Origin of the sequence: Longinema margulisiae, assembly GCF_025266855.1 — a bacterium.
Classification (GTDB): Bacteria; Spirochaetota; Brevinematia; order Brevinematales; family Thermospiraceae; genus Thermospira.
The window spans coordinates 1,766,668-1,791,688 of sequence record NZ_CP053071.1; the positions used below are offsets into that span (position 1 = coordinate 1,766,668).

General features: G+C 46.7%; 24 protein-coding genes. 17 read left to right on the forward strand and 7 right to left on the reverse strand.

Annotated features, from left to right (window positions below):
• Window positions 1–6 precede the first annotated feature (6 nt).
• The 7 genes from gatA to BREVNS_RS08005 all read left to right on the forward strand — a co-directional run bounded on the left by gatA (window position 7) and on the right by BREVNS_RS08005 (window position 7,956).
• Window positions 7–1,437, forward strand: a complete 1,431-nt coding sequence (gene gatA, locus BREVNS_RS07975; RefSeq protein ID WP_483426488.1) for an Asp-tRNA(Asn)/Glu-tRNA(Gln) amidotransferase subunit GatA — start codon at window positions 7–9, stop codon at window positions 1,435–1,437.
• 24 nt (window positions 1,438–1,461) lie between these two features.
• Window positions 1,462–1,632, forward strand: coding sequence for an indolepyruvate ferredoxin oxidoreductase subunit alpha (locus BREVNS_RS07980; protein ID WP_483426489.1), 171 nt, complete (start codon window positions 1,462–1,464; stop codon window positions 1,630–1,632).
• Window positions 1,633–1,698: 66 nt separating this feature from the next.
• Complete coding sequence (locus tag BREVNS_RS07985) at window positions 1,699–3,576, forward strand: hypothetical protein (RefSeq protein WP_483426490.1); 1,878 nt, start codon at window positions 1,699–1,701, stop codon at window positions 3,574–3,576.
• Window positions 3,577–3,645: 69 nt separating this feature from the next.
• A complete protein-coding gene (locus BREVNS_RS07990) occupies window positions 3,646–4,113 on the forward strand; it encodes a CvpA family protein (protein ID WP_483426491.1) in 468 nt (155 codons plus the stop codon).
• Window positions 4,114–4,176: 63 nt separating this feature from the next.
• Window positions 4,177–5,256 carry an ABC transporter substrate-binding protein gene (locus BREVNS_RS07995; RefSeq protein ID WP_483426492.1) on the forward strand — a complete coding sequence of 360 codons (1,080 nt, stop codon included), beginning with the start codon at window positions 4,177–4,179 and terminating at the stop codon, window positions 5,254–5,256.
• Entirely contained in the window at window positions 5,246–7,690 is a 2,445-nt protein-coding gene (locus BREVNS_RS08000; RefSeq protein ID WP_483426493.1) for a sensor histidine kinase, read from the forward strand. The genes BREVNS_RS07995 and BREVNS_RS08000 overlap by 11 nt, the downstream gene beginning before the upstream one ends.
• Window positions 7,687–7,956: a hypothetical protein gene (locus BREVNS_RS08005; protein WP_483426494.1), complete on the forward strand. Its 270-nt coding sequence runs from the start codon at window positions 7,687–7,689 to the stop codon at window positions 7,954–7,956. Before BREVNS_RS08000 ends, BREVNS_RS08005 begins: the two co-directional genes overlap by 4 nt.
• A 12-nt stretch (window positions 7,957–7,968) precedes the next feature.
• On the opposite strand, the gene BREVNS_RS08010 is transcribed toward BREVNS_RS08005, so the two are convergent.
• From BREVNS_RS08010 to BREVNS_RS08020, 3 genes are all read right to left on the reverse strand, one after another.
• Window positions 7,969–8,808 carry a TIM barrel protein gene (locus tag BREVNS_RS08010; protein ID WP_483428044.1) on the reverse strand — a complete coding sequence of 280 codons (840 nt, stop codon included), beginning with the start codon at window positions 8,806–8,808 and terminating at the stop codon, window positions 7,969–7,971.
• Window positions 8,808–9,239 (reverse strand): NUDIX hydrolase, encoded by a 432-nt coding sequence (locus tag BREVNS_RS08015; RefSeq protein WP_483426495.1) that lies wholly within the window; start codon window positions 9,237–9,239, stop codon window positions 8,808–8,810. Before BREVNS_RS08015 ends, BREVNS_RS08010 begins: the two co-directional genes overlap by 1 nt.
• 143 nt (window positions 9,240–9,382) lie before the next feature.
• Entirely contained in the window at window positions 9,383–10,255 is an 873-nt protein-coding gene (locus tag BREVNS_RS08020; RefSeq protein WP_483426496.1) for a flagellin N-terminal helical domain-containing protein, read from the reverse strand.
• Between the two features lie 489 nt (window positions 10,256–10,744).
• Between BREVNS_RS08020 and alaS the strand changes: the two genes are divergently transcribed.
• The 10 genes from alaS (at window position 10,745) to BREVNS_RS08070 (ending at window position 22,170) form a co-directional block, all read left to right on the forward strand.
• On the forward strand, window positions 10,745–13,369 hold the full coding sequence (gene alaS / locus BREVNS_RS08025; RefSeq protein ID WP_483426497.1) for an alanine--tRNA ligase: 2,625 nt from the start codon (window positions 10,745–10,747) through the stop codon (window positions 13,367–13,369).
• 79 nt (window positions 13,370–13,448) lie between these two features.
• Window positions 13,449–14,069, forward strand: coding sequence for a hypothetical protein (locus BREVNS_RS08030; RefSeq protein ID WP_483426498.1), 621 nt, complete (start codon window positions 13,449–13,451; stop codon window positions 14,067–14,069).
• A 2-nt stretch (window positions 14,070–14,071) separates the two neighbouring features.
• Window positions 14,072–14,875 carry a hypothetical protein gene (locus BREVNS_RS08035; RefSeq protein WP_483426499.1) on the forward strand — a complete coding sequence of 268 codons (804 nt, stop codon included), beginning with the start codon at window positions 14,072–14,074 and terminating at the stop codon, window positions 14,873–14,875.
• A gap of 2 nt (window positions 14,876–14,877) precedes the next feature.
• A complete protein-coding gene (locus tag BREVNS_RS08040; protein ID WP_483426500.1) occupies window positions 14,878–16,623 on the forward strand; it encodes a TrkH family potassium uptake protein in 1,746 nt (581 codons plus the stop codon).
• Window positions 16,624–16,730: 107 nt separating this feature from the next.
• The gene (locus BREVNS_RS08045; protein ID WP_483426501.1) at window positions 16,731–17,567 is read left to right on the forward strand and encodes a PHP domain-containing protein; all 837 of its coding nucleotides are present in this window, start codon (window positions 16,731–16,733) and stop codon (window positions 17,565–17,567) included.
• 100 nt (window positions 17,568–17,667) lie between these two features.
• A complete protein-coding gene (aroF, locus tag BREVNS_RS08050) occupies window positions 17,668–18,687 on the forward strand; it encodes a 3-deoxy-7-phosphoheptulonate synthase (RefSeq protein ID WP_483426502.1) in 1,020 nt (339 codons plus the stop codon).
• A gap of 12 nt (window positions 18,688–18,699) precedes the next feature.
• On the forward strand, window positions 18,700–19,551 hold the full coding sequence (locus BREVNS_RS08055; RefSeq protein WP_483426503.1) for a prephenate dehydrogenase: 852 nt from the start codon (window positions 18,700–18,702) through the stop codon (window positions 19,549–19,551).
• Window positions 19,548–20,204, forward strand: a complete 657-nt coding sequence (gene cmk / locus BREVNS_RS08060) for a (d)CMP kinase (RefSeq protein WP_483426504.1) — start codon at window positions 19,548–19,550, stop codon at window positions 20,202–20,204. The genes BREVNS_RS08055 and cmk overlap by 4 nt, the downstream gene beginning before the upstream one ends.
• Complete coding sequence (ispH, locus tag BREVNS_RS08065; protein WP_483426505.1) at window positions 20,201–21,037, forward strand: 4-hydroxy-3-methylbut-2-enyl diphosphate reductase; 837 nt, start codon at window positions 20,201–20,203, stop codon at window positions 21,035–21,037. Before cmk ends, ispH begins: the two co-directional genes overlap by 4 nt.
• An 8-nt stretch (window positions 21,038–21,045) precedes the next feature.
• The gene (locus BREVNS_RS08070) at window positions 21,046–22,170 is read left to right on the forward strand and encodes a DUF362 domain-containing protein (protein ID WP_483426506.1); all 1,125 of its coding nucleotides are present in this window, start codon (window positions 21,046–21,048) and stop codon (window positions 22,168–22,170) included.
• Here BREVNS_RS08070 and tsaB read toward each other — a convergent pair.
• The 4 genes from tsaB to tsf all read right to left on the reverse strand — a co-directional run bounded on the left by tsaB (window position 22,142) and on the right by tsf (window position 25,011).
• Entirely contained in the window at window positions 22,142–22,840 is a 699-nt protein-coding gene (tsaB, locus tag BREVNS_RS08075) for a tRNA (adenosine(37)-N6)-threonylcarbamoyltransferase complex dimerization subunit type 1 TsaB (RefSeq protein WP_483426507.1), read from the reverse strand. The genes BREVNS_RS08070 and tsaB overlap by 29 nt on opposite strands.
• Window positions 22,837–23,376, reverse strand: a complete 540-nt coding sequence (locus BREVNS_RS08080; RefSeq protein ID WP_483426508.1) for an RsmD family RNA methyltransferase — start codon at window positions 23,374–23,376, stop codon at window positions 22,837–22,839. Before BREVNS_RS08080 ends, tsaB begins: the two co-directional genes overlap by 4 nt.
• A 2-nt stretch (window positions 23,377–23,378) precedes the next feature.
• Window positions 23,379–24,101: a UMP kinase gene (gene pyrH, locus BREVNS_RS08085; protein WP_483426509.1), complete on the reverse strand. Its 723-nt coding sequence runs from the start codon at window positions 24,099–24,101 to the stop codon at window positions 23,379–23,381.
• Window positions 24,102–24,192: 91 nt separating this feature from the next.
• Complete coding sequence (gene tsf, locus BREVNS_RS08090) at window positions 24,193–25,011, reverse strand: translation elongation factor Ts (protein WP_483426510.1); 819 nt, start codon at window positions 25,009–25,011, stop codon at window positions 24,193–24,195.
• Window positions 25,012–25,021: the final 10 nt, after the last annotated feature.

Sequence of the window (25,021 nt, forward strand, 5' to 3'; positions counted from 1 at the left end):
GAAGAGATGGATATCCGTGATTTGTCTTTACGGGAGCTCAGTGAGGCTTTAGCCAGAAAGGAAGTCTCTTCTGAAGAGATTACAAAGGCCTATCTTGAGGCTATTCAAAAGGATGAATCATCAGCGGAGCCTATCCATGCGTATGTCTCTGTTTTGGCCGATGAAGCCCTTGCTATGGCAAGAGAGGCAGACAAAAGACGGGCTCGTGGAGAGGCAACGAAACTCACAGGAATTCCCATTGCTATCAAGGATAACATCAATGTGAAGGGATATGAGACCACCTGTAGTTCTCGTATTCTCAAGGGGTACAAAGCCAGTTATGATGCGACAGTGGTGGAGCGGCTTGTGCGTCAGCATGGGATGGTGGTGCTTGGCAAGACCAATATGGATGAATTTGCCATGGGTTCATCGACAGAGACATCAGCTTATGGCATCACCCGTAATCCCTTTGATCGCAAGCGGGTTCCCGGTGGGTCGTCGGGGGGATCAGCGGCAGCCGTGGGAGGAAAGCTTGCTCCTGTAGCCTTAGGCAGTGATACAGGGGGGTCTATTCGTCAACCAGCCGCTTTTTGTGGATGTGTGGGACTGAAACCTACCTACGGGACGGTTTCTCGTTATGGGCTTGTGGCATTTGCCTCTTCGCTTGATCAGATAGGACCGCTTGCGAAAACAGTTGAGGATGCGGCCTGGATTTATGAAGCCATGGCGGGACACGATCCAAAGGATTCCACAAGTCTTGAGCATACACCAGCGGTAAAACTGGAGGGAAATCTCAAAGGGGTAAAGATCGGTGTGCCAAAGGAATTTATCATTGAGGGACTGGATCCACGGGTGAAAGAAAACCTTGATGAGATGATTCGAAAACTTGAGGCGGCTGGAGCCAGTGTGGCGGAGATTTCTCTTCCCCACAGTGAGTATGCAGTTCCCACGTATTATGTTGTGGCGACAGCTGAGGCAAGTTCCAACCTTGAACGCTATGATGGGGTAAAGTATGGCTATCGGGCTCAGGCTTCGACCCTTTCGGAAATGTATGTCAAAACACGAACAGAGGGTTTTGGCCCAGAAGTGAAGCGTCGTATCATGTTAGGAACCTATGTGCTTTCGGCGGGGTACTATGATGCGTACTATCTCAAGGCTCTCAAGGTTCGGACACTTATCAAAGAGGATTTTCAGAGGGCTTTTGAGAAGGTGGATGTGATTTTGGGTCCTACTACACCAACCCCACCCTTTGGCATTGGAGAGAAGGTGAGTGATCCGATTGCCATGTACTTGTCCGATATCTATACGATTTCAGCTAACCTTGCCGGTATTCCGGCTCTTTCTCTTCCTTCGGGGTGGACGAAGGAGGGGCTTCCTCTTGGGATGCAACTCATGGGTCCGGCTCTTGGGGAACAGAAATTGCTTGATGTCGCGTATGGCATTGAGCATCTCAGATAGAATATTTTTCAAAGGAGGCCAGAAATGGCATATAAGATTATTGCCAGTAAGTGTACCAACTGTGGTGCCTGTGAAGCAGCATGTCCTGTTTCGGCTATCAGCGAACAGGGTGGAAAACGTGTGATTGATGCCGGTAGTTGTATTGATTGTGGTGCGTGTGCGGCTACCTGTGCCTTTGATGCCATCGAGGCATAAGGGTGAGTAATTGGGGGCAAAAGCCCCCTCGTTTTTATTTTTTATCCTGTGAGTGGGAGGCAGAATATGCAGATGCTTATTGAAGAAAAGGAATTGTTTCGTCAGAAACTTCTACGGGGAATAGGGATCCTCCTTGTGTTGGGGTTGGGTCTTTCCCCTTATGTGAGTAACTATAAAACCGCTGATCATCATTTAGACTATCTCAACCATGATTATGGCAAAAATCTTATGGCATCTGCTGAAATGGATTCTGTTTATATGACAGAAGGGGGAGATAACCAGGTGTTTTCTTCTCTCTATTTTATCTATGCAGAAAAGATACGCCCTGATCTTTCTGCCTATGACCAGATGGGGAATGTTTTCAAAAAGATCTATGGTCTTATGCTTTATAGTGATCCCCGGGCTATTGCACGACGCAAGGACCTGGTGGATAGCAATATTTTTGCTGGGCTTGAGCCTTTTTATGTCCCTATCTCTAACATCAACGATCCCCGTGTGAATCTTGATCCCTATTTTATTCCTTACTGGCAGGGGAGGCGTCCTGTGTATCTCACCTGGCAACGACCAGAGGTCTGGAAGCTTGGGGATTATACCTATCGTCGGTACGGGATTATGTACAAGGTGGAACCAATTGCTCATAGACTCCTTGATGACCTTTCGATTCGTGGTTCGGTGAGTGTTGGAGAGGCACAGTATCTCTTTTCGGAATGGCTCCGTCGTCCTGTGGATCGTGGTTATGTCCTTGATCAGGTGAAAAGTCTTGCGTCGCAGGGATATGTGAGACTTGAGGGAGAGAGGATTGTTTTTGTGAGAAGTACGCCGTTGCCATTAGCGGACTATTTTTCTCGTTATAGAATACGATGGCAAAATATTCCCAATCTCCCCTATCTTGATCGGATGACAAGAGAGATTGCCATTGGTTATGATATGCAGATGGGGGATATCTATCGAGAACGCATTCGCAATCTTCAGACCATGTATCAACGAGAAACTCGTCCCGAGGTGCGAGAGAAGATTGCCATGGAAATCACCAATGCCTGGAAGAAGACCAAGGAAGTCTACAGGGAGGCTATGTATTATGGCTATGATAGTGTGTCGATTATAGGGGCCCTGGTGGCTTTTGTGGAAAATGAAGTTGGCGAGGATCTTTCAGAAGAGGCTTGGCCACGTTTTCGAAAGCTTCTTTCTTATTATCACAACTCTCGTACTTTTATAGGGATATCTATGACCTATAATCAACTTCTTCTTCGGACAATTTACCGCTATCCACAGAGAAAGAATACTCTTCTTCCGCTTCTTGAGGAAAACGTGAGATATCTTCGAAAGACACTCTCTCTCCGGACGGAGGCCAAACTCAAGGAAGCTCCACCACGTGATATGGGAGGGTTTGTAAATCCTGCGTATCAATCGTATCAGGAGTTTCTCCAGTGGAAACAATATACGGATATGTTAGACGCGGTACTCAAGGATATGCGCTTGCCACAGGCTTTTGATCTTGAGGCAAAAGCAAGGGAACTTTTACAAAAACCGGAGAGTTTTTCAGCGGAGATGAAGCAAATGATCCTGATTCAGCTCATTCAGCGGACCCAGTTAGCGAACTATGTGCCATATGCAAGGCTTGCTGGTGATATCATGGATATCCTTGCTTTAGAGAGCGACTACCAGATGCTTCTTTTTGCCTGGCAGATAGCCATGCAGGTTCCAGACTGGACAGCAAAGGCTTATCTTTTTGGGGATAGGATCTTACAACATGAGGATTTTGCGCGCCAGCCCGTTCCTGAGGTTGCCTATAATCTTGGTATTCTGGCCTATCAGTCGGGAGATACTTCCCGCGCCAAGGAGTATCTCAGGCGTTTTAAGTCTCTCTGTGAGACGAGTCTCCAGCTTCAGGCACGCTTTGCCCAGCAGCTTCGTGTGGCAGATATGATTCTCAGTCAACCGTAGGGTTTTGAGAAGAGAGGGAGAAAGGGGGAAATGGTTGATAGGGAAGAAAAGCCGTGAAGGGTAAAAAAGATGCCTTATTATGATCTTCTGATCGTGGTTTTTCTTGTGGTAGGGTTTGTGTATGGTTTTAGCCGGGGGCTTATCAATATGCTTTTTACCCTTTTGGCTATTGTGGTGGGGCTTGCTGGCGGGATTCTTTTAGGAAAACTTGTCGTTTCCTGGCTACCTGAAGGGTATCGGCAGGTGTGGTTCTGGATTGTGTTTGTGGTGGTATTTACGGGGGGATATTTTGCTCTGAAGAGGCTTTCGTATTGGCTTGAGGACGTGCTGGAGTTTCTTGAGTTAGAGTGGCTTGATTCGCTTCTTGGTGGACTTCTGGGGCTTTTCCAATTTGGTTTTCTTGTGGGGCTTGTGTTTATTCTTTTAGCCAGGCTTCCCTTTCTTCCCCACGATTGGATTCGTCAGGAATTTCCCTTTGGCATACTTCTTGGGAGATGGACTCAGGTAGTGATAGCCTTTTTTAGTCGGTTGGGATAGAAAAGATTTGCAAAAAGAAGTGGTTTGGTCTATAATGTGAGTGAAGAAAGAGAGGAGGCGGTTATGAAGTGGATATGGCGAGCCGCCGGCTTTTTTTTGCTTGTGGCAGTGGTGGGGTGTTCTCGACCAATGAGGGTGTTGATTGTGGGGGATTTTTCAGGGGCTACCTCAACCCTGCATGTGGAAGGGAGGGAAGGTATTCTCTGGGCTATAGCGGATCTTTCCCCTTCTCAAAAAATTGTCTATCGTGTTCTCAATGTGCATAGCCTTGATGAAGAAAAGCTTTCGCAGGAAATTGCGGCCTATGGTCCAGATGTGATTCTTGGGCCGTTTGATTCAGCTACGGGAATGAAGGTGATACCTGTGGCCAATAGCTTGCGGGTTCCGATTATTCCACCGACGGTGAGTTCTTCTCTCTGGAGTGGGCAGAGGGATTATATGGCAAGAATTGTTCCCGAGAATCTTCAGGAGATACGAAGTATTCTCTATCTCATGGCGGAGGATGGGGTGTCAAAACCTCTTCTGGTGTACACGGAAGCCAATGAGCCGTATGCTCGGGCGTGGATAGGGGAGTTTACCAACTTCTGGCAAAGAAGAGGGCTCCTCTGTCAAGTTCTGTCCTATCATTCAGCCGTGAAGGGTTCTTTAGATGAGGTGGTGAAGAAAATCCTGCTCTGGAAACCTCAAGCTCTTGTGCTAGTGACCCCAGGGGATGAGGGGGGGCTTCTTGTCCAGAAGGTGAAAGAGAAGCTCTCTGGTCTTCAGGTGTATGTGGCTGGGTGGGCTATGGACAGGTATTTTCTCCGGTGGAGCGGGAAATATGGAGAGGGGACAAAAGCAGTCCAGCACTTTGTGGTCTCTCATACCAATGCGGTGTATCGTCAGCTTTATGAGAGGTTTGTAGATAACTATCAACAGGAACCTTCGTTTGGTTTTGTGTATGGATATGAGAGTCTTTTGTTGGCCGTAGACCTCTATCGACAAAGTAGAGGGCATTTGCGTCAGAAATGGTTTTCTCTTTTCCCCCGGACTTTTGCCGGGCTTCAGTCAGCGGTGTATCTTGATCAGTATGGGGATGCTACCAGAACCCTCTATATGATCCAGGTGGTAAGTAACCAGTGGAAGGTAGGACGTGAACGGTAGGATGTTTTTCTTCTGGCAATCGTGGCCGTTGAGCCGACAGGTTCGGTTGGTGACGGTTCTTCTTCTGGTGATGATCACGGTGCTTTCGGGGGTATTTACAGGTGTTCTTTTCTTTCACTGGTGGAGGGCTGAATACCAGAGACAGGTATCTGTGAGTGCTCTGTTAGCCACAGATCTTGTGTCCACAGATATAGACATGTTTCGAAGGTTGGTGGTCTCCTCTTTTGAACAACTTCCTCTTACGAGTAGGGAAATCACAGACCGTCATCGGCTTATGTTTGAGAAACTGAGAAAACATTTTGCAGAATTGCAGGCGGTGGTTCTCTATGATTCCTCTGGAAAGAGGTTGTTTTTTGCTGGAGAAAAGCAGTGGGAGGAGGTGAATCTTCCTGTGCTTTTTTCTTCATCAGCTTTGATCTTTTCAAAACTTCGCTATGAGGTGGTGTTCTATCCTGGAGAAAGAAAATCCTATCTTCTTGTAGAGTATAGTACCCCTGAAAAACAGGCTGTGTATGTCTTTTCTCTTGCTTCGGTATTGGCCCATTTTTCTACCCAACTTCAGCTTTATAGAATTGCCATGGGGGTTGTGGATATCTATGGAAATTATATTGTTCATACCGATCCTTTGAGGGTGAGTACCTCGGAGGGAGTAGGACATCTTCCTGGTTTTCATGAGTTTGTCAATTCAAATGAAGATGTTATGTGGCTTTCTGATGTGGGAGGGGTAGGGAAAAAATCGTATCTTCTCATCAGGATCAAAAATCTTCCGTGGTTTGTGGTAGAGGAGATAGAGGCTTCCCTGTGGCTTCAGTTTGTCTATCAGTTTATAGGACTTATTGCCATGGTGCTTGTGATGGGACTTGCTCTTGCTCTTCTCGTTGCGGTGAAATTTTCAGCCACCCTTCAACGTATTTTTGATTTTTTTGTCAGGTACACCAAGGCTATGCTTACTGGACAGCCCTATGAAAAGTCTGTGGAGGCTTCTTTTCCTGAGATGGAGTTTTTTGTCTCGACGGTGGAGCAACTCGTACGTTCTCTCAAAGCCGAACAGGAAAATCTTCTCTACTCCCGGCAGGTGATTCAGGAGATTGTTCAGTCTCTCAGTGAGGGGCTTCTCATTGTACGTCCGGATGGAACAGCGGTGTATCTCAATCCTGAGGGGGCCCGTCTTTTAGGTGTGCCACCAAAAACGGATATTGAAGCCCTTGTGCAGGGAAGGAGTGGAGGGGGCTTTGCTATTCCACTTCCCCTTTTGATGGCTATCAAACCCTATGAGCGTTTTCATGTGGTGAAAGAAGAGGTGATGCTTTATACCCCTGAAGGAGAGAAGATATGGCTCTTTGTTCAGAGTAAGGATTGGTGTGCGCCTGATGGAAGGTTTTTGGGGAAGATGGTGATGCTTGCCGATGTCACCCAGAGACGGTTGTATGAACAGAAACTGCAGGTTTCTGAGAAACGGCTTACCACAGCCCTTGAGACAGCCAATGCCATCTTCTGGGATTGGATGATTCCTGGGGATGAACTTCTTCTCTCAGAAGATTGGGAGAAAAAGACGGGTTTTCCCCTTGCCACCTCTCTTCAAAATTGGCTCACTCAGTTTGAGAAGGAGGATGCCTCTTTCCTTCGTGAAATGATATTTGACTATTGCAATGGAAAGCGGCAGGAGTTTTCTCTTGAGCATAAGATACCAGCAAAAAATGGAGAGGAAAGGTGGGTTTTGAACAAAGCCCATGTGGTGGAAAGGGATATCTTCCAGCAACCGCTTCGTCTCATCGGCGTGATGGTGGATATTACCACTATCAAAAAGCAGCAGAAACAGATCGAAGAGGCTTTGGCAGAAAAAGAGGTTCTTCTCAAGGAGATTCACCATCGAGTGAAGAATAACCTTCAGATTATTTCAAGCCTTTTGTCTCTTCAGGCAGACCAGACAGAAGAAGAGTCTATCAAGCGGGTGATGCTTGATAGTCAGGTGAGAGTACGTTCCATGGCGATTGTCCATGAGAAACTTTATCAAACGCATTCCTTTTCCACTATCAGGGTGAGGGAATATCTCATGGATCTTGCCGATGCGGTGAGGAGTATTTATGAGATGGCGGCTCCGCTTCATATTGAGGTGGAGACAGAGGATGTTTCTTTGCCACTTGAGGTATGTATTCCTTTGGGACTATGGGTTTCTGAGGCATTGACCAATGCCTTCAAGTATGCGGTTCCTGGACAGGAACATCCTTTTATCCGGATCTCTCTTGTCTCTGGTGAGGAGGGGCTTGTTCTGGAAGTGGCGGACAATGGACCAGGACTTTCTTTTGAGCCAACAAAGTCCAGTGGTTCTTTGGGGTTGAAGCTTCTTTTTATTCTCGCAGAGCAACTGCGGGGAAGGGTCTCTTTTGTGAATGATGGGGGGCTTCGGGTGAGGGTGGTGTTTCCACGACCATGAGAGGGTGTGGTTGCGGCAAAAGGCGCTCTTCTTCTGTGGTGGTGAGGACAAAACGCTATGTCTGGGAAGTGAAAGGAAGTTTTTGTTGGCATGAAGTGGCGGCTTTGTTAGACGCGATGGGGGGAGTGCGGGATGTGGTGTTTGAAAGGGACAGGATTTCTTTTCAAGCCGAAAGGGATTTTGATGGTGAGGAATTTGTGAGATCTCTTGCTCTTTTGGGCATTGAGGTGAAAAAGGGGGATAGGGGAGAAAAGAAAGGTGTTTGAAGCCAGAGAAGATTAATCACTCATTGCCTGATAGGTCAATTTGAAAAGGAGGGTGTCTCCTTCGATATTGGGGCTCTCAATCACCAGAACTCCTCCAATGTTGTAGTCAATGAGGGCCCGACAGAATTCCCTGTAACGGGCATCGGATTTTCGGAGAATGAGGTGTTTTTGTTCTCCTTTGGCGCTGTACTGAATCCCGGAATAATGGATATGCATATCCTGGAGAGCTTCTTCTCCAAGGGTTTCTTTCACTTTTTCAAAGACTTTGGCAAATTCTTCATAACTGTTGAATTTGCCTGTTCTTGCGTGGAGATGGGCAAAATCAATACAGGGTTTGATAGGGGGACCAATTTCCGCACAGATATCTAAAATCTCATCAAGAGAACCGAACTGGGTAGGTTTTCCCATGAGTTCAGGTCGAATATCGACTTTGAGGGCTTCTTTGTGAGCGATATCAGCGATATGTTTGAGATGGTCTTTGACAACGGGATATACCTTGTGGGGTGGTTGCTGGAGGTAAAAGGCGGCATGGAATACAATGGAATAGCCACCAGCCGCATCAAGGGCACGTGCGGTATCCAAGATATAGTGATAACTTTTGTCGATTTTGGCTTTTTCGGGCGAAAAGAGATTGATATAATAAGGAGCATGAGCGGTAAGGACAAGCCCGAGGCTTTTGGCCTTTTCACCAAGGGCTTTCATGTGGGTATAATCCACCCGTATCCCCTGGACGTACTCCAGTTCGATCCCATCAAGCCCCAATTCAGCGATACGGTCAAGGGCAGAGAGGGATCCCTTGGGTTTTTTGGTAGAATAAGGGATACCGGGTGTGAGAATGGCAAGTCTATTCATCAAAGCATTACCGCCGTTTTGTTTTCGATGAGTTGAATGATAAACTCTTTTGAGGGATAAAAGGTATCACTCGCGTTGACGATTTCTGCAAGGGAGAAGAATCTCACTTCTTTGATACTTTCGTTTTCTGTGATCACACCCACGTTATTGAGATATTCTTCTACCACACGTACATCAAAACCAATATGCACTACATGCCTGGAGGAGGTGATAAACTCATCCACAAAGACAAGTTCTTTCACTTCCACATCTTCAAAACCGAGTTCTTCGTTCAACTCTCGTCTGAGGGCATTTTCGAGGCCTTCTCCAAACTGGAGATGTCCACCGGGGAGAACCCAGTAGGTTTTTTTGTCCTTTTCGTGGCGAGCGAGGAGAATTTCGCCGTGGTCATTGAAGATAACACCATCTACACGAATCTCGATGTGTTCCATTTGCTTCTCCTTAGGGTTCTATCATAAGGCAAAAGGATTGAAAATGCAATTTTTCTTCTTTCGGAAAAAGAAGAGCTGTCACATAAGAGAAAGCTTTTGTGAAAGAAAAAAGCCTGCCCGAAGGCAGGCTTTTGAGAGCTTTTTTACCTGAGAAGTTGCAGTACCATCTGAGGTTTCAGGTTGGCCTGGGCAAGCATAGCATTGGCGGCCTGAGTGAGAATCTGGTTCTTGACAAAGAGAGACATTTGCTCTGCCATGTCTGTGTCTCGGATTCTCGATTCGGCAGCCTGTAGGTTTTCAAAACCAACCATGAGACCAGCAGAGGTCTTTTCGAGGCGGTTCTGGTAGGCACCAAGGTCAGCCCGCTGCTTGTTCACCTTGAGAAGAGCCACATCAATCATACCGATGGCCATGTTTGCCTTGTCAGGTGTACTGAGACTGATGAAAGAAGCGGTAGCGGCATTGCCAACGGGAGATTTGAGGCCAAGACCCTGAGAGCTCATGGTACCAATATAGGCGCGAATGCGCTGATCCATATTGGGACCAACATGGAACCACATCGAAGCCACCACGGTGTTTTCTCCAGTGAAACGAGCAAATCGACCGGTGAGAAGATTGAGCCCATTGAACTGAGCATGGGAAGCAATTCGGTCGACTTCCGCAATTATCTGGGAAACTTCCACCTGGATCATCATACGATCCTGGGCATCATAGATACCGTTCGCTGCCTGAACAGCGAGCTCTCTGAGACGCTGCAGAATAGCGGCAGTCTCTTCCAAGTACCCTTCGGCTGTCTGGATCATTGAGATAGCGTCGAGGGTGTTCTGGTTTGCGCGGCGAAGACCGCGAATCTGGGAGCGCATCTTTTCTGACACAGCAAGACCAGAAGCATCATCCCCTGCCCGGTTGATTTTCATACCGGACGACAGCTTCTCGATGTCCTTTTCAGACTCGAGGTTGTTCAGGGTAAGCTGACGATGAGAGAAAATGGAACTGATGTTGTGGTTGATGATCATACCATCCTCCTTGATATGTTCTGAAGACATCCTTGTCTTCACTGTTATGTTTCGACAGAAAAGACAAAGAGTTTAGAGAAATGGAAAGGGATTTTTTCAGGGTATTTTGTGGTCGAGAAAAGTGGGAGGTCGTTCCACATTCATAAGAATGAGACCCTTGCACGGGTGTTTTCTTCCCCTGTCTGGGTCAGGGGCTACGCCCCTGAAACCTCGCTTTTTCCATTTACAAGGGCTTATTTGTCTTTTTTTGTTCAAAGGAATAGTTTTATTTATTACGTTAAGGAACATTTTTATACTATTTTTTGTTTTTTTACCACTTTCTTGAGACCTTTGCACATTTGTGCAAAGGTCTCTTTATACCACTTTTTGTTTTTTTATTATTTTTTTGAGCCCTTTGCACATTCATGCAAAGGGCTCGAAATTCAAAAACTTGAGAATTTTTCTTTTTTCTTTTACAATACACCAATATCTGAAAAAAGAGGGGAGTCTATGATGACATCACGAGAGCTGCGCAAGGTTTTTTTGGACTATTTTCGTTCGAAGGGACATACGATTGTGCCATCCAGTTCCCTTATCCCGGACAATGATCCCACCTTGCTTTTTACAACGGCGGGGATGGTACAGTTCAAACAGTATTACTCTCGTGTGGTAGAGCCTCCTTTTCCCTGTGCGGCGACGGTACAGAAGTGTCTTCGAGCCGGCGGAAAGGGAAGTGACCTTGAAAATGTGGGAAAAACTCCCCGTCACCATACCTTTTTTGAGATGCTTGGAAATTTCTCATTTGGGGATTATTTCAAAAAGGAAGCTATTGAGTACGCTTACGAATTTGTCACGAAAGTGGTGAAAATTCCGCAGGAAAAACTCTGGGTTTCTGTTTACCAGGACGATGATGAGGCCTTTGAACTCTGGCAGAAGATAGGCGGTTTTTCAGCGGACCGTATTGTTCGCCTGGGCAAAAAGGACAACTGGTGGGGACCGGCGGGTGATGAAGGGGCCTGTGGTCCGTGTTCAGAGATTTATATTGACTTACGTGGTGTGATAGAGTATCCCCCCTGTGAGGTGGAAAAACCAGGTCCCTGTGATGGGTTTCTTGAGTTCTGGAATCTTGTGTTCAATCAGTACAATCAGGACAAAGAGGGAAAACTTCATCCCCTGCAATATACAGGTATTGATACGGGAATGGGGTTTGAGCGACTTTTGATGATTTTGCAGGGAAAGAAAAGTGTCTATGAAACAGATATCTTTGAACCGATCATGAAAAAGGCTATCAAAATTTCTGGTCTCAAGTACGAGGGCAAAAACCGTATTCCCCTGAATGTGATTGCCGACCATGCGAGAGCCGTTACCTTTGTGTTAGCAGAGGGGGTTTTCCCTTCTAATGAGGGACGGGGGTATGTGCTTCGTCATATTCTTCGTCGGGCTATTCGTTATGGAAAAATGATGGGACTTGACAGGCCGTTTTTTTATCAGATGGTAGAACCTGTGGTAGAGGCCATGGGAGACGCCTATCCAGAGATCAAAGAACACGCCGCGATGGCTGAAAAGGTTATCCATTCTGAAGAGGAGGCGTTCTTCAAGACGCTAAACCGTGGTCTTGAGAGGCTGAATGATTTTATTGCTGAGATGAAAGCCACAGGAGAGGGTAAGCTCTCTGGTGAAAAGATTTTTATGCTCTATGATTCTTTAGGGTTTCCGCTGGACTTTGTTCAGGAGATTGCAGCCGATGAGGGTTTTGCCTTGGATATGGAAGGTTTTCAGAAACGAATGGAAGAACAGAAGCAAAGGGCCCGGGCACACTGGAAGGGAGAGGGTTTTGATCTCAAGCTTCTGCAGGGGACTTTGCAGCCAACCGAATACGTGGGGGAAAATCTCTATGAATGTGAAGCAAAGGTAACCAAGCTCATCAAAAATGGGCAGATTGTGGAGAGTGTAGCGGAAAATGATGATGTGATTCTGATTACTGATAAGACACCTTTTTATGGGGAAAAGGGTGGTCAGGTAGGAGATCAAGGGGTTCTTGAACACAGGGCTACGAGGGTGGTGATTCAGGATACGAAGGTGTATGAAAATACCATTCTTCATTATGGTCGTGTGCTGAATGGAACCCTTCAGGTTGGTGATGTGTGCCTTCTCAGGGTGGATGCCGACAAGAAACAGGCCACAGCTCGCCATCATACAGCCACACATTTGATTCACAAAGCCCTTCGTTCTCTTTTAGGAGATCATGTTCGTCAGGCTGGTTCTTATGTGTCTCCTGTGTCTCTTCGTTTTGATTTTACCCATCCACAGGCTCTCACAAAAGAAGAGATTGAACGGATTGAGGAGGAAGTCAATAGGATTATCCTTGAGAATCGTCCTGTTCATCGCCATATCATGTCCAGAGAAGAGGCTATGAAAAGTGATGCCGTAGCTATTTTTGAGGAAAAGTATGGGGATGTGGTGCGGGTAATTGAGGTTGAGGGATATTCCAAGGAACTCTGTGGAGGAACGCATGTGCATCGAACAGGCGATATTGGGCTTGTGAAGATTATTTCTGAGAGTTCTGTTTCCGCAGGGACACGAAGGCTTGAAGCGGTGGCTGGTATGCGTTCCCTTGAACTCTTGCAGACGCTTTTCTATCGCTCTAAAGAACTTGCTCTTCTTCTTGCTTCGGAGGAGGAGAAAATTCTTGAACGGGTGAAAGACCTTCAGGAACAACTCAGAGAACAGGAAAAGACCATCTCAGAGAATAAAAAGAACTTGGCCTGGTTGGAGGTAGAGAGAATCCTTGCCACTCTTGCCCAGGACAAACCGGCAATGGTGATTACGCGTCTTGATGTGGATCAGGAGGCGATGTTGGGTGTTGTTGATACCTTCAAGACGAAAGTGAAAAGTGGTGTGATCTTTCTTTTCAGGGTGACGCAGGATGAGAAGGTCCAGATGGTATGCGGAGTGACCAAAGATCTCACTTCTACCATCAAGGCCAATGATCTTGTGAAGAAGGTAGCTTCCCAGCTCGGTGGTGGAGGAGGAGGACGACCGGATTTAGCTCAGGCTGGTGGAAAGGATGTAGCGAAGATAGATGAGGTGATACAGTCTCTTTCCCTTGAACTGAAATCTCTTCTCGGGGTATAGAAAGCGAAAATTTTGCCGATACGTAGAAAAGCCCCTTTTCTTGTGAGAAAGAGGGGGCTTTTGTCCAAGGAGAGTATCGGTGAAACGGCTGATAATAGTTTTTTTGATGAGTCTTGGTCTGGTCTTGGGATGGACAGAGAGTAGCGATTTTGGGTTCAAGCCACTTCGGAATAAAATTCGCACTAAAGAGGATTATTTCAGGCTTTTCAATCAGTGGCTTTATCAGGACATGGATTCGATAAGCCGCAATATTTTTTTCCTAGAACTAGCCTATGTGATGCCTTATGATCATCCGATCAAGGCTTTGACACCTATCACCAACGAGATGCAGTACCTTCATTATCAGTATCTTCTTATGATGCAGATATGTCAGTTATTGACGCAGTCGTATATTGACTATGGCTATATGTACATGAAGGAGCATATCTACTTTTTCAACGAAGAATTCAAAACAAACTACTTAGAGGGGTATGAGATCGCTGAGTTTTATTTTACCAAGGCTAAAGAATACTGGGATCAGGCGGTAGAAAATGCCATGAAGGCCTATGAGACACGATGGTATAAGACGGATCTTCTGTATATGGAGGATATGGTTTACCGGATTCGGGATGGGGATCTCAATTATTACAAGGTGATTGACAATCTGATGTATCGTATTGCACGAAATCGTGAAGAGATAAAACGTCGATGGGGAGAATAGATATGCGCCGTTGTTGGATAGGGCTTGGGATGTTTCTCACAGCTATGCTCTGGAGTGAGTTTGTGATTGATGAACCTGGAAGCGGGGGAGGGAGTGCTACACCTTCTTCCCGGCCTGTGTTTAGCGGAGGGGGTGGTGGTTTTGCCATTGATATGTTAGGCACGGTGAATACCTTTGATAGTCTTGGAAGAGGGACATTTTCGGGAAAAGTGGTGTTGTACGAAAATGGGGGATTTGGGTTCCGTTTTCAGGTGGGGATTTTTGATGTGCTGGATATCGGGATTTCGGAAGGGATAGAGAATGTGATTGGTGTGGGCAATCCTGAGTTTTTTATTCCTGGAGCGTATGCGAAACTCCAGATTATCAAGAATCTTTCTCGTTTCAATTGGGCGGTGGGTTTTGATACGTTTGGGTATGGACGGCGTTCTCTGGTAGTGAATGAGAATGGGACAAAGGATATGCTCTATGGGTTTTATAGTGTGATGGGATGGAAGTATCCTGGTTTTGGGAGTGATGACTATCTTGTGATAGGTATGAGGGTGCCTTTGTTACCGGCTACGATGCGTCGCTGGGAGGCTCTCTCCCTTGTGGGAGGGGTGAGTGTCCATCTTGGAAGGTATTTTTTCCTCTCGGCTACCGTAGAGCATGTGTATTTTGCTCAGGAGTACTGGAATAGGGTGCTTCCTACTCTTCTTGTGGGTTTTATGCCTTCGGAAAACTTTGAACTGCAGGTTTTGTTTGAGTATCTTTCTGAGGCAAACGCTTTTCACCGCTCCCTTATCTTTGGGTATAAGGCCCGGTTTTAGGTATGGTAAGGCTACTTCGCTGGTTCTGGGTGGCTTGCTGGGGTGGACTTCTTGTGTGGGCATTCTGGAGGCGGGAATTATCCAGTATTCATTTCTTTTGGCAGGGACTTGTGTGGGGTCTGGTGGGGCTTGAACTCATTGGGCTTGTGAAAAAAGAGCGGTATGTGGCTTTTTCTTCTCTGGTTTTTCTTCTCTGGACGTTGTTTGTGTATCTCATTTATGGAAAACCGGGTGGAGGAATAGAGAAAAGTTTTCTCACCAATGGTGATACCTACAATTTGCTCGTGGTTTTGACCATCTCGTTCTGGGTGATATGGCTTTTCAGGAATTCCGGGCTGCTCAGGTGGATTTCCCGGATGGGATGGCAACCGTATATGGTGATCGTTTTTTCTTTTGTGGTTCTTATCTGGATAGGGACGGTGCTTCTCATGTTTCCTTTCTCTCAATCGGTGCGTGGTCAGGTTTCGTTTCTTGATGCTCTTTTTACGGCTACTTCGGCGGTGTGTGTAACAGGGCTTACCGTTCTGGATACGGGCAGAGATTTTTCTCTTGCAGGTCAACTGGTGATTTTAGGGCTTATTCAGTTTGGGGGGCTTGGGCTTATGGTTTTTGCTGGTGCCTTTGCTTTTATGATGGGGAGGGGGTTGTCACTTCAGAGTGGCGCAACGCTCACAAGTGCTCTTGGGGTACCAAGCTTTCGGGAAGTCAGGCATATGATAAAAAGTATTCTTTTGTTTACCTTGTGGTGGGAGTTTGTGGGGACGGTGCTTCTTTTCTTAGCTTTTTCAAAGGAGTTTCCCTGGTTTCAGGCACTGTATTATGGGCTTTTTCATTCGGTGAGTGCCTTTTGTAATGCCGGGTTTTCTCTTTTTTCGGATAATCTTGTGGGTTTCCGCGGGAATACGCTTGTCCTCTTGACGGTGGCTTTTCTTATTATCTTTGGGGGGCTGGGTTTTTCGGTGATGCGAAATCTCTGGTGGTTTTTCCGTCGCTCACTTCGGATGAAAAACAAAAGAAAAAGAAAAGAAAACGTGTCATCGGCTGAGGAAGAAAAAATCAGGATGATGGAAAATGAGGGGTATCTCAGACTCCATAGTCGTATTGTTCTTGGTATGACGGTTTTTCTGATTATGGTGGGAATGGTGGGGATTCTGATGTTTGAATATAATGGGCAATTGGCGGGATTGTCTTTTTCTGAGAAAGTCTTGAACGCATTTTTTAGTTCGGTGACAGCGCGAACAGCCGGTTTTAATACCATTGATTATGGCAAAGCTCAGCCAATAACGCTTTTTTTGACCATGATTCTTATGTTCATTGGGGCTTCGCCTGGATCAACTGGGGGGGGTATCAAAACCACGACGGCTTTTTTGATTTTTCTCAATACCTATCATGTCCTTCGGGAAACATTGCGGGTGAGTGTAGGGGAGCGGGATGTGCCTTTTGAGAATATTCGCAAGGCCTATCTTATCTTTGTGATGTCGCTTCTCTGGGTTCTTCTTGCTTTTGGGGTTTTGCTGGTTTTTCAAGGGGGAGTGTTTGAGAGGCTTTTGTTTGAGGTGATTTCTGCTTTTGGGACGGTGGGGCTTTCTACAGGGATAACGTCGTCTCTTTCATCTCCCGCCAAGGTGGTACTAATTTTCACCATGTTTTTTGGTCGTGTGGGTCCCCTTGCCCTTTTCTATGGGATTGGTATTTCGGCTCAGCGGGTTTTCGTGAGGTACATTCAGGAAGACGTAATGGTAGGGTAAGGGTCTTTTTCTGCATTCCTAAAATGAGATTTTTGCACGAATGTGCAAAGGTCTCAAAATTGCATTTCCTTTCTCTTTGTGATATACTATACTCGTGTGAGAGAGGTATGCTTGTAGATAGTCATATTCATTCTTCGTTTTCTGATGGGGTGTATTCTCCTTCTGAATTGTGGCACAAGGTGGTGGAAAAAGGGTTGGCTGGATGGGCTCTCACCGATCACGATACCATGAACGGTGTGGAAGAGGCCCGTCTCTTTGGAAGTACGCATTATCCGGACAAATTTTTTGTCGCGGGGTGTGAGTTTTCCACTCATCATTCAGAGGTGGGCGAGGTGCATATTTTAGCCTATTTTTTTCGTTCGTATGAAGGGATTTTGCCCCTTTTGGAGGAGTACCGAAAGTCCCGGATTCAACGGGCCAGGATTATGGTGGATCTTTTGCGCAAAGAGGGGTATCATCTTGAATGGGATGAGCTGGTCAGTCGCTATGAAGACAAGCCTCTGGGAAGAATGCATTTGGCAAGGGCTTTAGTGGCGGCGGGCTATCTTTCGACCCCTTCTCAGGCTTTTCAGGGGCTTTTGGATAATCGTGGGCGGTGTTATGTTCCCAGACGGGAGATTCGTCCAGAAGAGGTGATAGAGGCGGTTTCCTGGGCAGGAGGGTGGCCCATTCTTGCTCACCCCACGTTTTTGGTAGAATCGGATAACCATCGTCACATTCGTGAGTGGGTGAAAAGAGGAATGGTGGGTATTGAGTATCGCCATCCTCGGGTGAGTGAATCGATAAGTGCGTTTCTTCTTGGGGAATATCGTTCGCTTCTTCTTGTTTCGGGGAGTGATTTCCATGATGAAGGCGGAGAGAAGGACCTTGGAAAATATGGGGTTCCCTTGGCCTGGTGGGAGAAGGCTCTTGAGAATGAGAGAAAGCATGATGTCAAGGCTTGAGGGGTAAAGGGCGTGAAAGCAAAGTTTTCATTTATTTGTATTTTTTCTCGTGAGGCGTTATAATAACGGAGAAAACTGAGAGAAAAGCGGAGGAAAAACGATGATTATTGTGCTCAAACCTACAGCGACCAAAGAGGAAATCGACCATATTGTTCAAATGATTGAGAGTCATGGCCTGAGGACCAATGTCTCTCAGGGAGAAACGCAAACCATTATTGGCGTGATTGGGGACAAGACGAAATTGGCCAACACACCGATTGCTTCTCTTGCGTGTGTGGAAGCGGTTTTGCAGGTCTCCAAACCCTATAAATTAGCCAGTCGGGATTTTCAGCCCTACGATACGATTATTGAGGTTGGTGGGGTGAAGATTGGTGGTGGAAACTTGGCCATTATGGCAGGTCCCTGTAGTGTGGAAAGTGAAGAACAGATGATGATCATTGCTGAGGAAGTGAAGAAGGCAGGGGCAAATATTCTTCGGGGAGGGGCTTACAAACCACGAACATCCCCATACGCCTTCCAGGGGTTAGGAGAGGCAGGCCTCAAGATCCTTCGCAAGGCTGGAGATAAGTTTGGGATGCCGGTTATCTCCGAGGTGATGGATACTCAGGACGTCAAAACCTGCGTAAAATATGTGGATATTCTTCAAATCGGGACACGAAATGCCCAGAATTTTGCGCTACTTCGAGAGGTTGGAAAGACAAGAACACCTGTTCTTTTGAAACGGGGCATGAGTCAGACCATCGAAGAGTGGCTTATGTCGGCAGAGTATATCATGTCCGAGGGGAACAAATCAGTGATTCTCTGTGAACGGGGTATTCGTACTTTTGAGACCGCCACTCGAAATACCCTTGATATTTTAGCCGTACCCGTCGTAAAAGAAAAGACACACCTTCCGATTGTTATTGATCCCAGTCATGCCGCTGGGGTATGGAAGTATGTGATTCCTATGTCACTCGCTGCTATTGTGGCCGGGGCTGATGGTCTAGAGATTGAGGTTCATCATGATCCGGAGAAGGCAGTTTCCGATGGGGCTCAGTCTCTGAAGCCAGCCAAATTTGCTCTTTTGATGGATGAGATTCGAAAGATTGCTCCAGTGGTAGGTACAGGGAAAAACCTATAAAACGAGGTAGTCATGGAGTGTAAAAGGGTAGGTATCTATGGTCTTGGACTTATTGGGGGGTCTCTTGGGCTTGCAGTGAAAACCTATCTCCCGGGGTGCCAGGTGTATGGTTTCGGGAGAAATAAGGAGAAGCTTCAGAATGCCAAGGCCTTAGGTATGATCGACGGGTATGCTACCGATATGGATCTTGATCTCATAGAAAGCTTGGATATTTTTGTGATCGCCACTCCCCCGGAGGAGGTAGCCCCTATTTTTGAGAGGTTTATGCCTTCTCTCAAGGATGAGGTTATTGTGATGGATGTGGCGAGTATCAAACGCCATGTAATTGATGCCGTCGAAAAGGTTAATAGTCGCCAGCTCACTTTTGTGGGCACCCATCCCATGACAGGAAGCGAGAAGTCCGGGCTTGAGTTTGCGAGGGCAGACCTGTTTGAAAAGAAAATTGTCGCCATTGTGGGGGACTATCCAGATGAGGTGCTGGAGATTGTCAGAGATTTCTGGAAGTCTTTTGGGGCCCAGATTGTGATTGTTTCCGCTGATTTTCATGATGAGATAGTGGCGGCGACAAGTCATGTACCACACCTTATTGCTTCGGCTTTGTCCTGTTTTTTGGAAAAAGATGGCTGGGCTGAGGTGAGGTTTTTCGGGCTTTATGGAAAGGGGCTTCTTGATACTACCAGGATTGCCCAAGGAAATCCAGCCATGTGGGTGGATATCGTGTTCAAAAATGCGGATAATATCGAACGTTCGCTCATGGATTTTTCTCGTGAAATTGATACGCTTCTTCATCTGATTCGTAATGGGCGTAAGAAGGAACTGGAGGAGTATCTCCAGAAAGCCAAGGAGTTTCGTGAAACGTTATGATTATCACGATAGATGGCCCTGCAGGTAGTGGAAAATCTACGATGGCCAAACGGTTGGCGAGACGATTGGGGTTTCGTTTTCTCAATACGGGGGCAATGTACAGGGCCGTTACTCTCTATCTTTTGCGTGCAGGTATTGAGGTTTCAGAGAGAGAAAAAATTCAAAAGATTCTTCCGGAGATTCATCTGGAATTTGCAGGGGAAAACATCATCATGAATGGTGAGGATGTTTCCTTGGCCATTCGTTCTCAAGAGGTGGAAAAGCATGTTTCGGCGGTTTCTTCGCTTCGAGAGGTGCGGGAGCGTTTGGTTGAACTTCAGAGAGAGATAGCTTCTTGTGGGGATTATGTTCTTGAGGGGAGGGATACAGGGACGGTGGTGTTTCCCGATGCCTTTTGTAAGTTTTATCTTGATGCTTCGGTGGAGGAAAGGGCAAAGCGGCGACAAAAGGAACTCAGCGAGAGGGGAGAGTACCACGATTTAGACTATCTCAAAAAGGAAATTGAAAGGCGTGATAAACTGGACAAAACAAGGGAAATTGCTCCCCTGATGAAGCCACCTGATGCGGTGGTTATTGAGACAACCTCCCTTTCTCCCGATGAGGTGGAAGAAAGGCTCTATCAGGAAGTGATGAAAAAAAGGGGGGAATTGTGAAGGTTGTTTTGGCCAAGGAGTATGGGTTTTGTTTTGGGGTGCGGCGGGCTTTGAAACTCCTGGATGAACATCTGGCTACAGGAAAAAAAGTGTACTCTATTGGGGAGATTATTCATAATCCGGTGGTAATTGAGCATTATAAAAGACGCGGGGTAGAATTTGTTGAAAGCCCGCAAGAGGTGAAGGAGGGGGTGGGAATTGTGCGTGCTCATGGACTCCCCCAGTCCTGTATTGATGAGGCCCGGGCAGAGGGGCGAGAGATTGTGGATGGCACCTGTGCTTTTGTGAGGCATATTTCAAAGATTATATTGCAGGAGAGAAAGCGTTTGCCCGATGTTTCTGTGTATCTTGTGGGGGAACCAGAACATCCTGAGGTTATAGCGGCTACGGCCGATCTCAATGGGCTGGTGAAGGTCCTTGACTATCGAACGTTCAATCCAGAGGATTTTGATTTTCCTCAAAAGGCGGTGATTCTTTCTCAAACGACGCTTGAAGAGGAGAAGTTTGCCCGTATTGCTTGTTCTTTCATCAAGGAGGGGCAGGAGATTTTTGTGTATAATACGATCTGTCCTTCTACCCGGCGAAGACAACGGGCGGCTAAAGAACTGGCGGCCCAGGTGGAGGCTGTGGTGGTTCTTGGGGGTAAAAAAAGCTCAAATACCCGTCGGCTCTATGAGATCTGTCAGGTGTTGAAGCCTTCTTATCTTGTGGAAAGGGCTTCCGAATTGCCTGTAGAAGAAATCAAAAAGTATCGGGTGGTGGGAGTTACCGCTGGGGCCTCTACCCCTGATGAGGTTATTCAGGAAGCGGTTCACTTTTTAGAGAATTTGTAGGAGCGCGTATGTCACAGGTGTATGGAAAAAGGGTCCTGTCCTACGAGACAAAGGCGGTCTTTCAGGCTGTAGAGGATCTCTTTGCTCAAGGAAATTTTTTGAAGATTCTTTCACAGAGAGGAAAAAGGGTACTGGTGAAGCCCAATCTCCTTGCTTCACAGGCGCCGGAAAAGGCTGTGACGACTCATCCCGTGGTGGTGGAAGCGGTGATACGCGTGCTCAAGGACGGTGGGTTTGATGTTGAGGTGGGGGATTCTCCAGCGATTGAGGATATGATCTCGGTGATGAAAAAAACAGGGCTTGATGAGGTTCTTCGTCGTTATGGGGTAAGGCCTGCCAATTTCAAAGAGACGGTGGTTGTGGAAAATCCCAAGGGAAAGCTGGTGAGACGCTTTGAGGTAGTGAGGGCGTTTGTAGAAAATGATATGGTGATTTCTCTTCCAAAGCTGAAGACACATACGCAGATGTTTTATACTGGGGCTATCAAAAATCTTTTTGGGCTTGTTCAGGGACTTCAGAAGTCTCGTTTTCATCTTCAGTTTCCCGAGAGGGAACGATTTGCACGCCTGATAGTGGATCTCTACGAAATGGTAAACCCTGTGATGAGTCTCATGGATGCGATTGTGGCCATGGAGGGAGAGGGACCCCAGGGAGGTGATCCCAAAGAGGTAGGACTTCTTTTGGCTTCTCTGGATACCCTGTCTCTTGATGTAGTAGCCGCGGAATTGATTGGTTATCAACTGGATCAGATTCCTATCCTGAGACAGGCCGTCGAAGACAGGGAAAAGGGTTATAGAGAAAGTATTCGTCTTGAGGGAGTGAACTGGGAAGAGGTGAAACCTGATCATTTTGTGCTGGTGAAGGAGGTTTCGGATACGGGGTTTATTCGGGAGAGATTCCCGTGGCTTTTTGTACTGGCGAGAAATCTTCTTGTTCCAAGGCCTGTGTTTCTTCATGAGAAATGTATTCGATGTGGGCGATGTCTTCAGATATGTTCAGCTGAGGCACTCTCCTGGAAGGAAAAAAAAGGCAAGAAGTTTGTTTCCATCAATTATCAACGCTGTATTCGATGTTTCTGTTGTCATGAGATATGTCCGGTGGAGGCTATCGAGCTTCGTCGGAAGGTGTGGTAGAGTTTTTTTTGTTTTCGGCTTCGCTTTTTCGTAAATAGAGTGGCTCAAGGGCAAGTATCTCATCGTGGGAGAGGGCGGGGGTAGAAAGACCGTGATCTCTCAGAACTTCTGGTCGTATCCAGAGGTTTTGAGAAGAAAGCGTTGTATGAGAAAGTTTTTCTCTAAAAAGGGAGAGATAAGGGTTATCTCCAATAAACCAGAAGGGTCCCCCGTAGGAAGAAAGTATCTGTATCAATTCTTCGGGAGAGATATCTGTTTCGGGAAGGATTTTCTTTTTTGCCTGGTAGATACAAGCGTAGAGTTTTTTCATCCTGGCATCAGTGGTGGCTACAACCGTAGCGTCGGGAAGACATTCCCAGGGGAAGGAAAGGGCGAGGGCTTCAAGTGAGGAAACGGCATGAAGCGGGATGGATTTTGCCCAGGCAAATCCCTTGGCAAGGGAAAGCCCTATCCGAAGACCTGTGAATGAACCAGGGCCGATTCCTACCACGATGTCGTCCAGTTTGTCTATGGAGGCGCCTATAGTGGTGAGAAGGTGGTCGATACTGGCAAGAAGTTTGTCTTGCTGACTGGAACTGATATCCAAAAGAAGAGAAGCGTTTTCTTTCTCCCATATGAGATTGAGGACGGTTCGCCTGGGGTGAGAGGTGTCAAAGGAGAGAACCTTCACGCTTTCCTCACAAAAAAGGAGAGCTGGCTATCCCCGTAGGATTTGGTTTCCTGATAGCCGGGGAAGTGGGAAAGATCGTCTCTGGTTCCGTGTTCACAGATGAAGATGCCATCAGGTTTGAGAACACTCCAGACAAGACGGTGAATGAGCGGAAAGCCATCCTTGATGTCCTCATAGAAGGGATCAGCAAAAACAATATCAAAGGTCATTTCAAACTGTTCTGGCTTCATGGTGAAGATATTGGTTTTGATGGTTTTGTAGAGGCTTTTGTCAATACCCAGTGTGGTGAGGTTTTGTTTGAGAAAGATATAGTTTCGTTCGGCTTTTTCCACAAAACAGACAAACCCTGCTCCCTGGCTGAGGGCTTCAATCCCTACAGAACCTGTTCCACAGAAGAGGTCGAGAAAGTATGCTCCCTCTAACCTGTGTCCTAAGGAATTCATGAGGGCCTGTCTTACTCGTTCTGCCGTGGGTCTGATACCTTTGGTAGGTGTGAGAAGGGTTTTCCCTTTGAGTGTTCCTGTGGTGATGTGCATGGTTATTCTCCTGCGTGGATCAGGGTACCTACAGGTTTTCCCATGATGGCATCCACAATATGGCCTGGTTCAAAGATATTGAGCACCATGATGGGAAGGTTATTGTCCATACAGAGGGCAATAGCGGTGCTGTCCATGACCTGGAGTCGTCTCTCTAATACTTCACGGTAGGAGATATCCTCAAAACGTTTGGCGTCGGCATATTTTTTGGGGTCTTTGTCATAGACGCCATCTACCTTGGTGGCTTTGATCATCAGGTTAGCCTGGATCTCGATAGCTCGAAGCACAGCCGCGGTATCGGTGGAAAAGTAGGGGTTGCCTGTCCCGGCGGCAAAGATGACAATACGGGATTTTTCAAGGTGGCGGATGGCACGACGTCGGATAAAGTCCTCTGCCACCGAAGAAACCTTGATAGCTGACTGAACCCGTGTCTGGAGATTATAGCGGTCTTCAAGAACTGCCTGGAGGGCAAGGGAGTTGATAACCGTGGCTAACATCCCCATATAATCGGCTGTGGTTCTTGCCACCCCAAAATTCTGGGCATCAACCCCACGAATGATATTGCCTCCACCAACCACAAGGGCTAGTTCGCAGCCCGTTTGAGCTGCACTGGCAATCTGGGAAGCGACATTGTTGATAGCCTCATAGTCAAGTCCACCCGTTTTTCCACCCAATACCTCTCCACTGATCTTCAAAAGAACCCTTTTGTATTTTGGTAAGGCCATAGATAACCCCTTCTCAAGGATTTTCTGTATCGCACCCCATGATTATAAAAAAACGGCTGTCCCTTTTCATCAGAACAGCCGTCTCGTTTATCTACTGGAGAGAGAGGCGAATAAACTGGTGAACAGTGAGATCCACACCGGTGGATTTCTTGAGTTCAGTGAAAAGGTCTTTCACCTTTTTCTCTTCATCAAAGATGAAGGGCTGTTCCATGAGAACAACCTCAGCGTAGTACTTCTCAAACTTTCCTTTGACGATATTTTCTATCACCTTTTCAGGTTTGCCAGTAGCCCGGGCTTCTTCCTCAAAGGTTTTCTGCATTTCAGCACGGACATCGGCAGGCAGGGTATCTACAGACACACAGATAGGATTCATAGAGGTAATCTGCATGGCAATTTTTTTGGCTACATCCTGGACCTCGGCATTGTCAGAGAGATTGCCAAAATCAGTGATAGAGGCCACTTTGTTGAGGTGAACATAGGGATAGAGTGTTCCCTTTGCCTCAATCCATTTCCAGGCCACGAGAATGTTTTCCCCAAAGTTAGCGATAGCTTCTTTGCGAAGCTGTTCCACATCCTCAGGGAGAGTATCAGACGATGGGTATGATTTGGCAAAAACCAGATCCATAATCTTTTCTGCAAAAGCCTTAAACTCAGGTGTTTTGCCTACGAAGTCGGTTTCACAATTGAGGCGGAAAAGAAGGCCTTTTTTGCCCTCAGTTTTGACCATAACAATACCTTCAACAGCGGTACGGCCCTCTTTCTTGCTTGCCTTGGCAAGACCCTTCTTCTTGAGGATCTCTACAGCCTTGGCAATATCTCCATTGGTTTCGGTCAGAGCCTGTTTGCAATCCACGATACCAGCACCGGTTTTCTCCCGGACTTCTTTTATCATAGCAGCGGAAATTTCCATATCGTAGCTC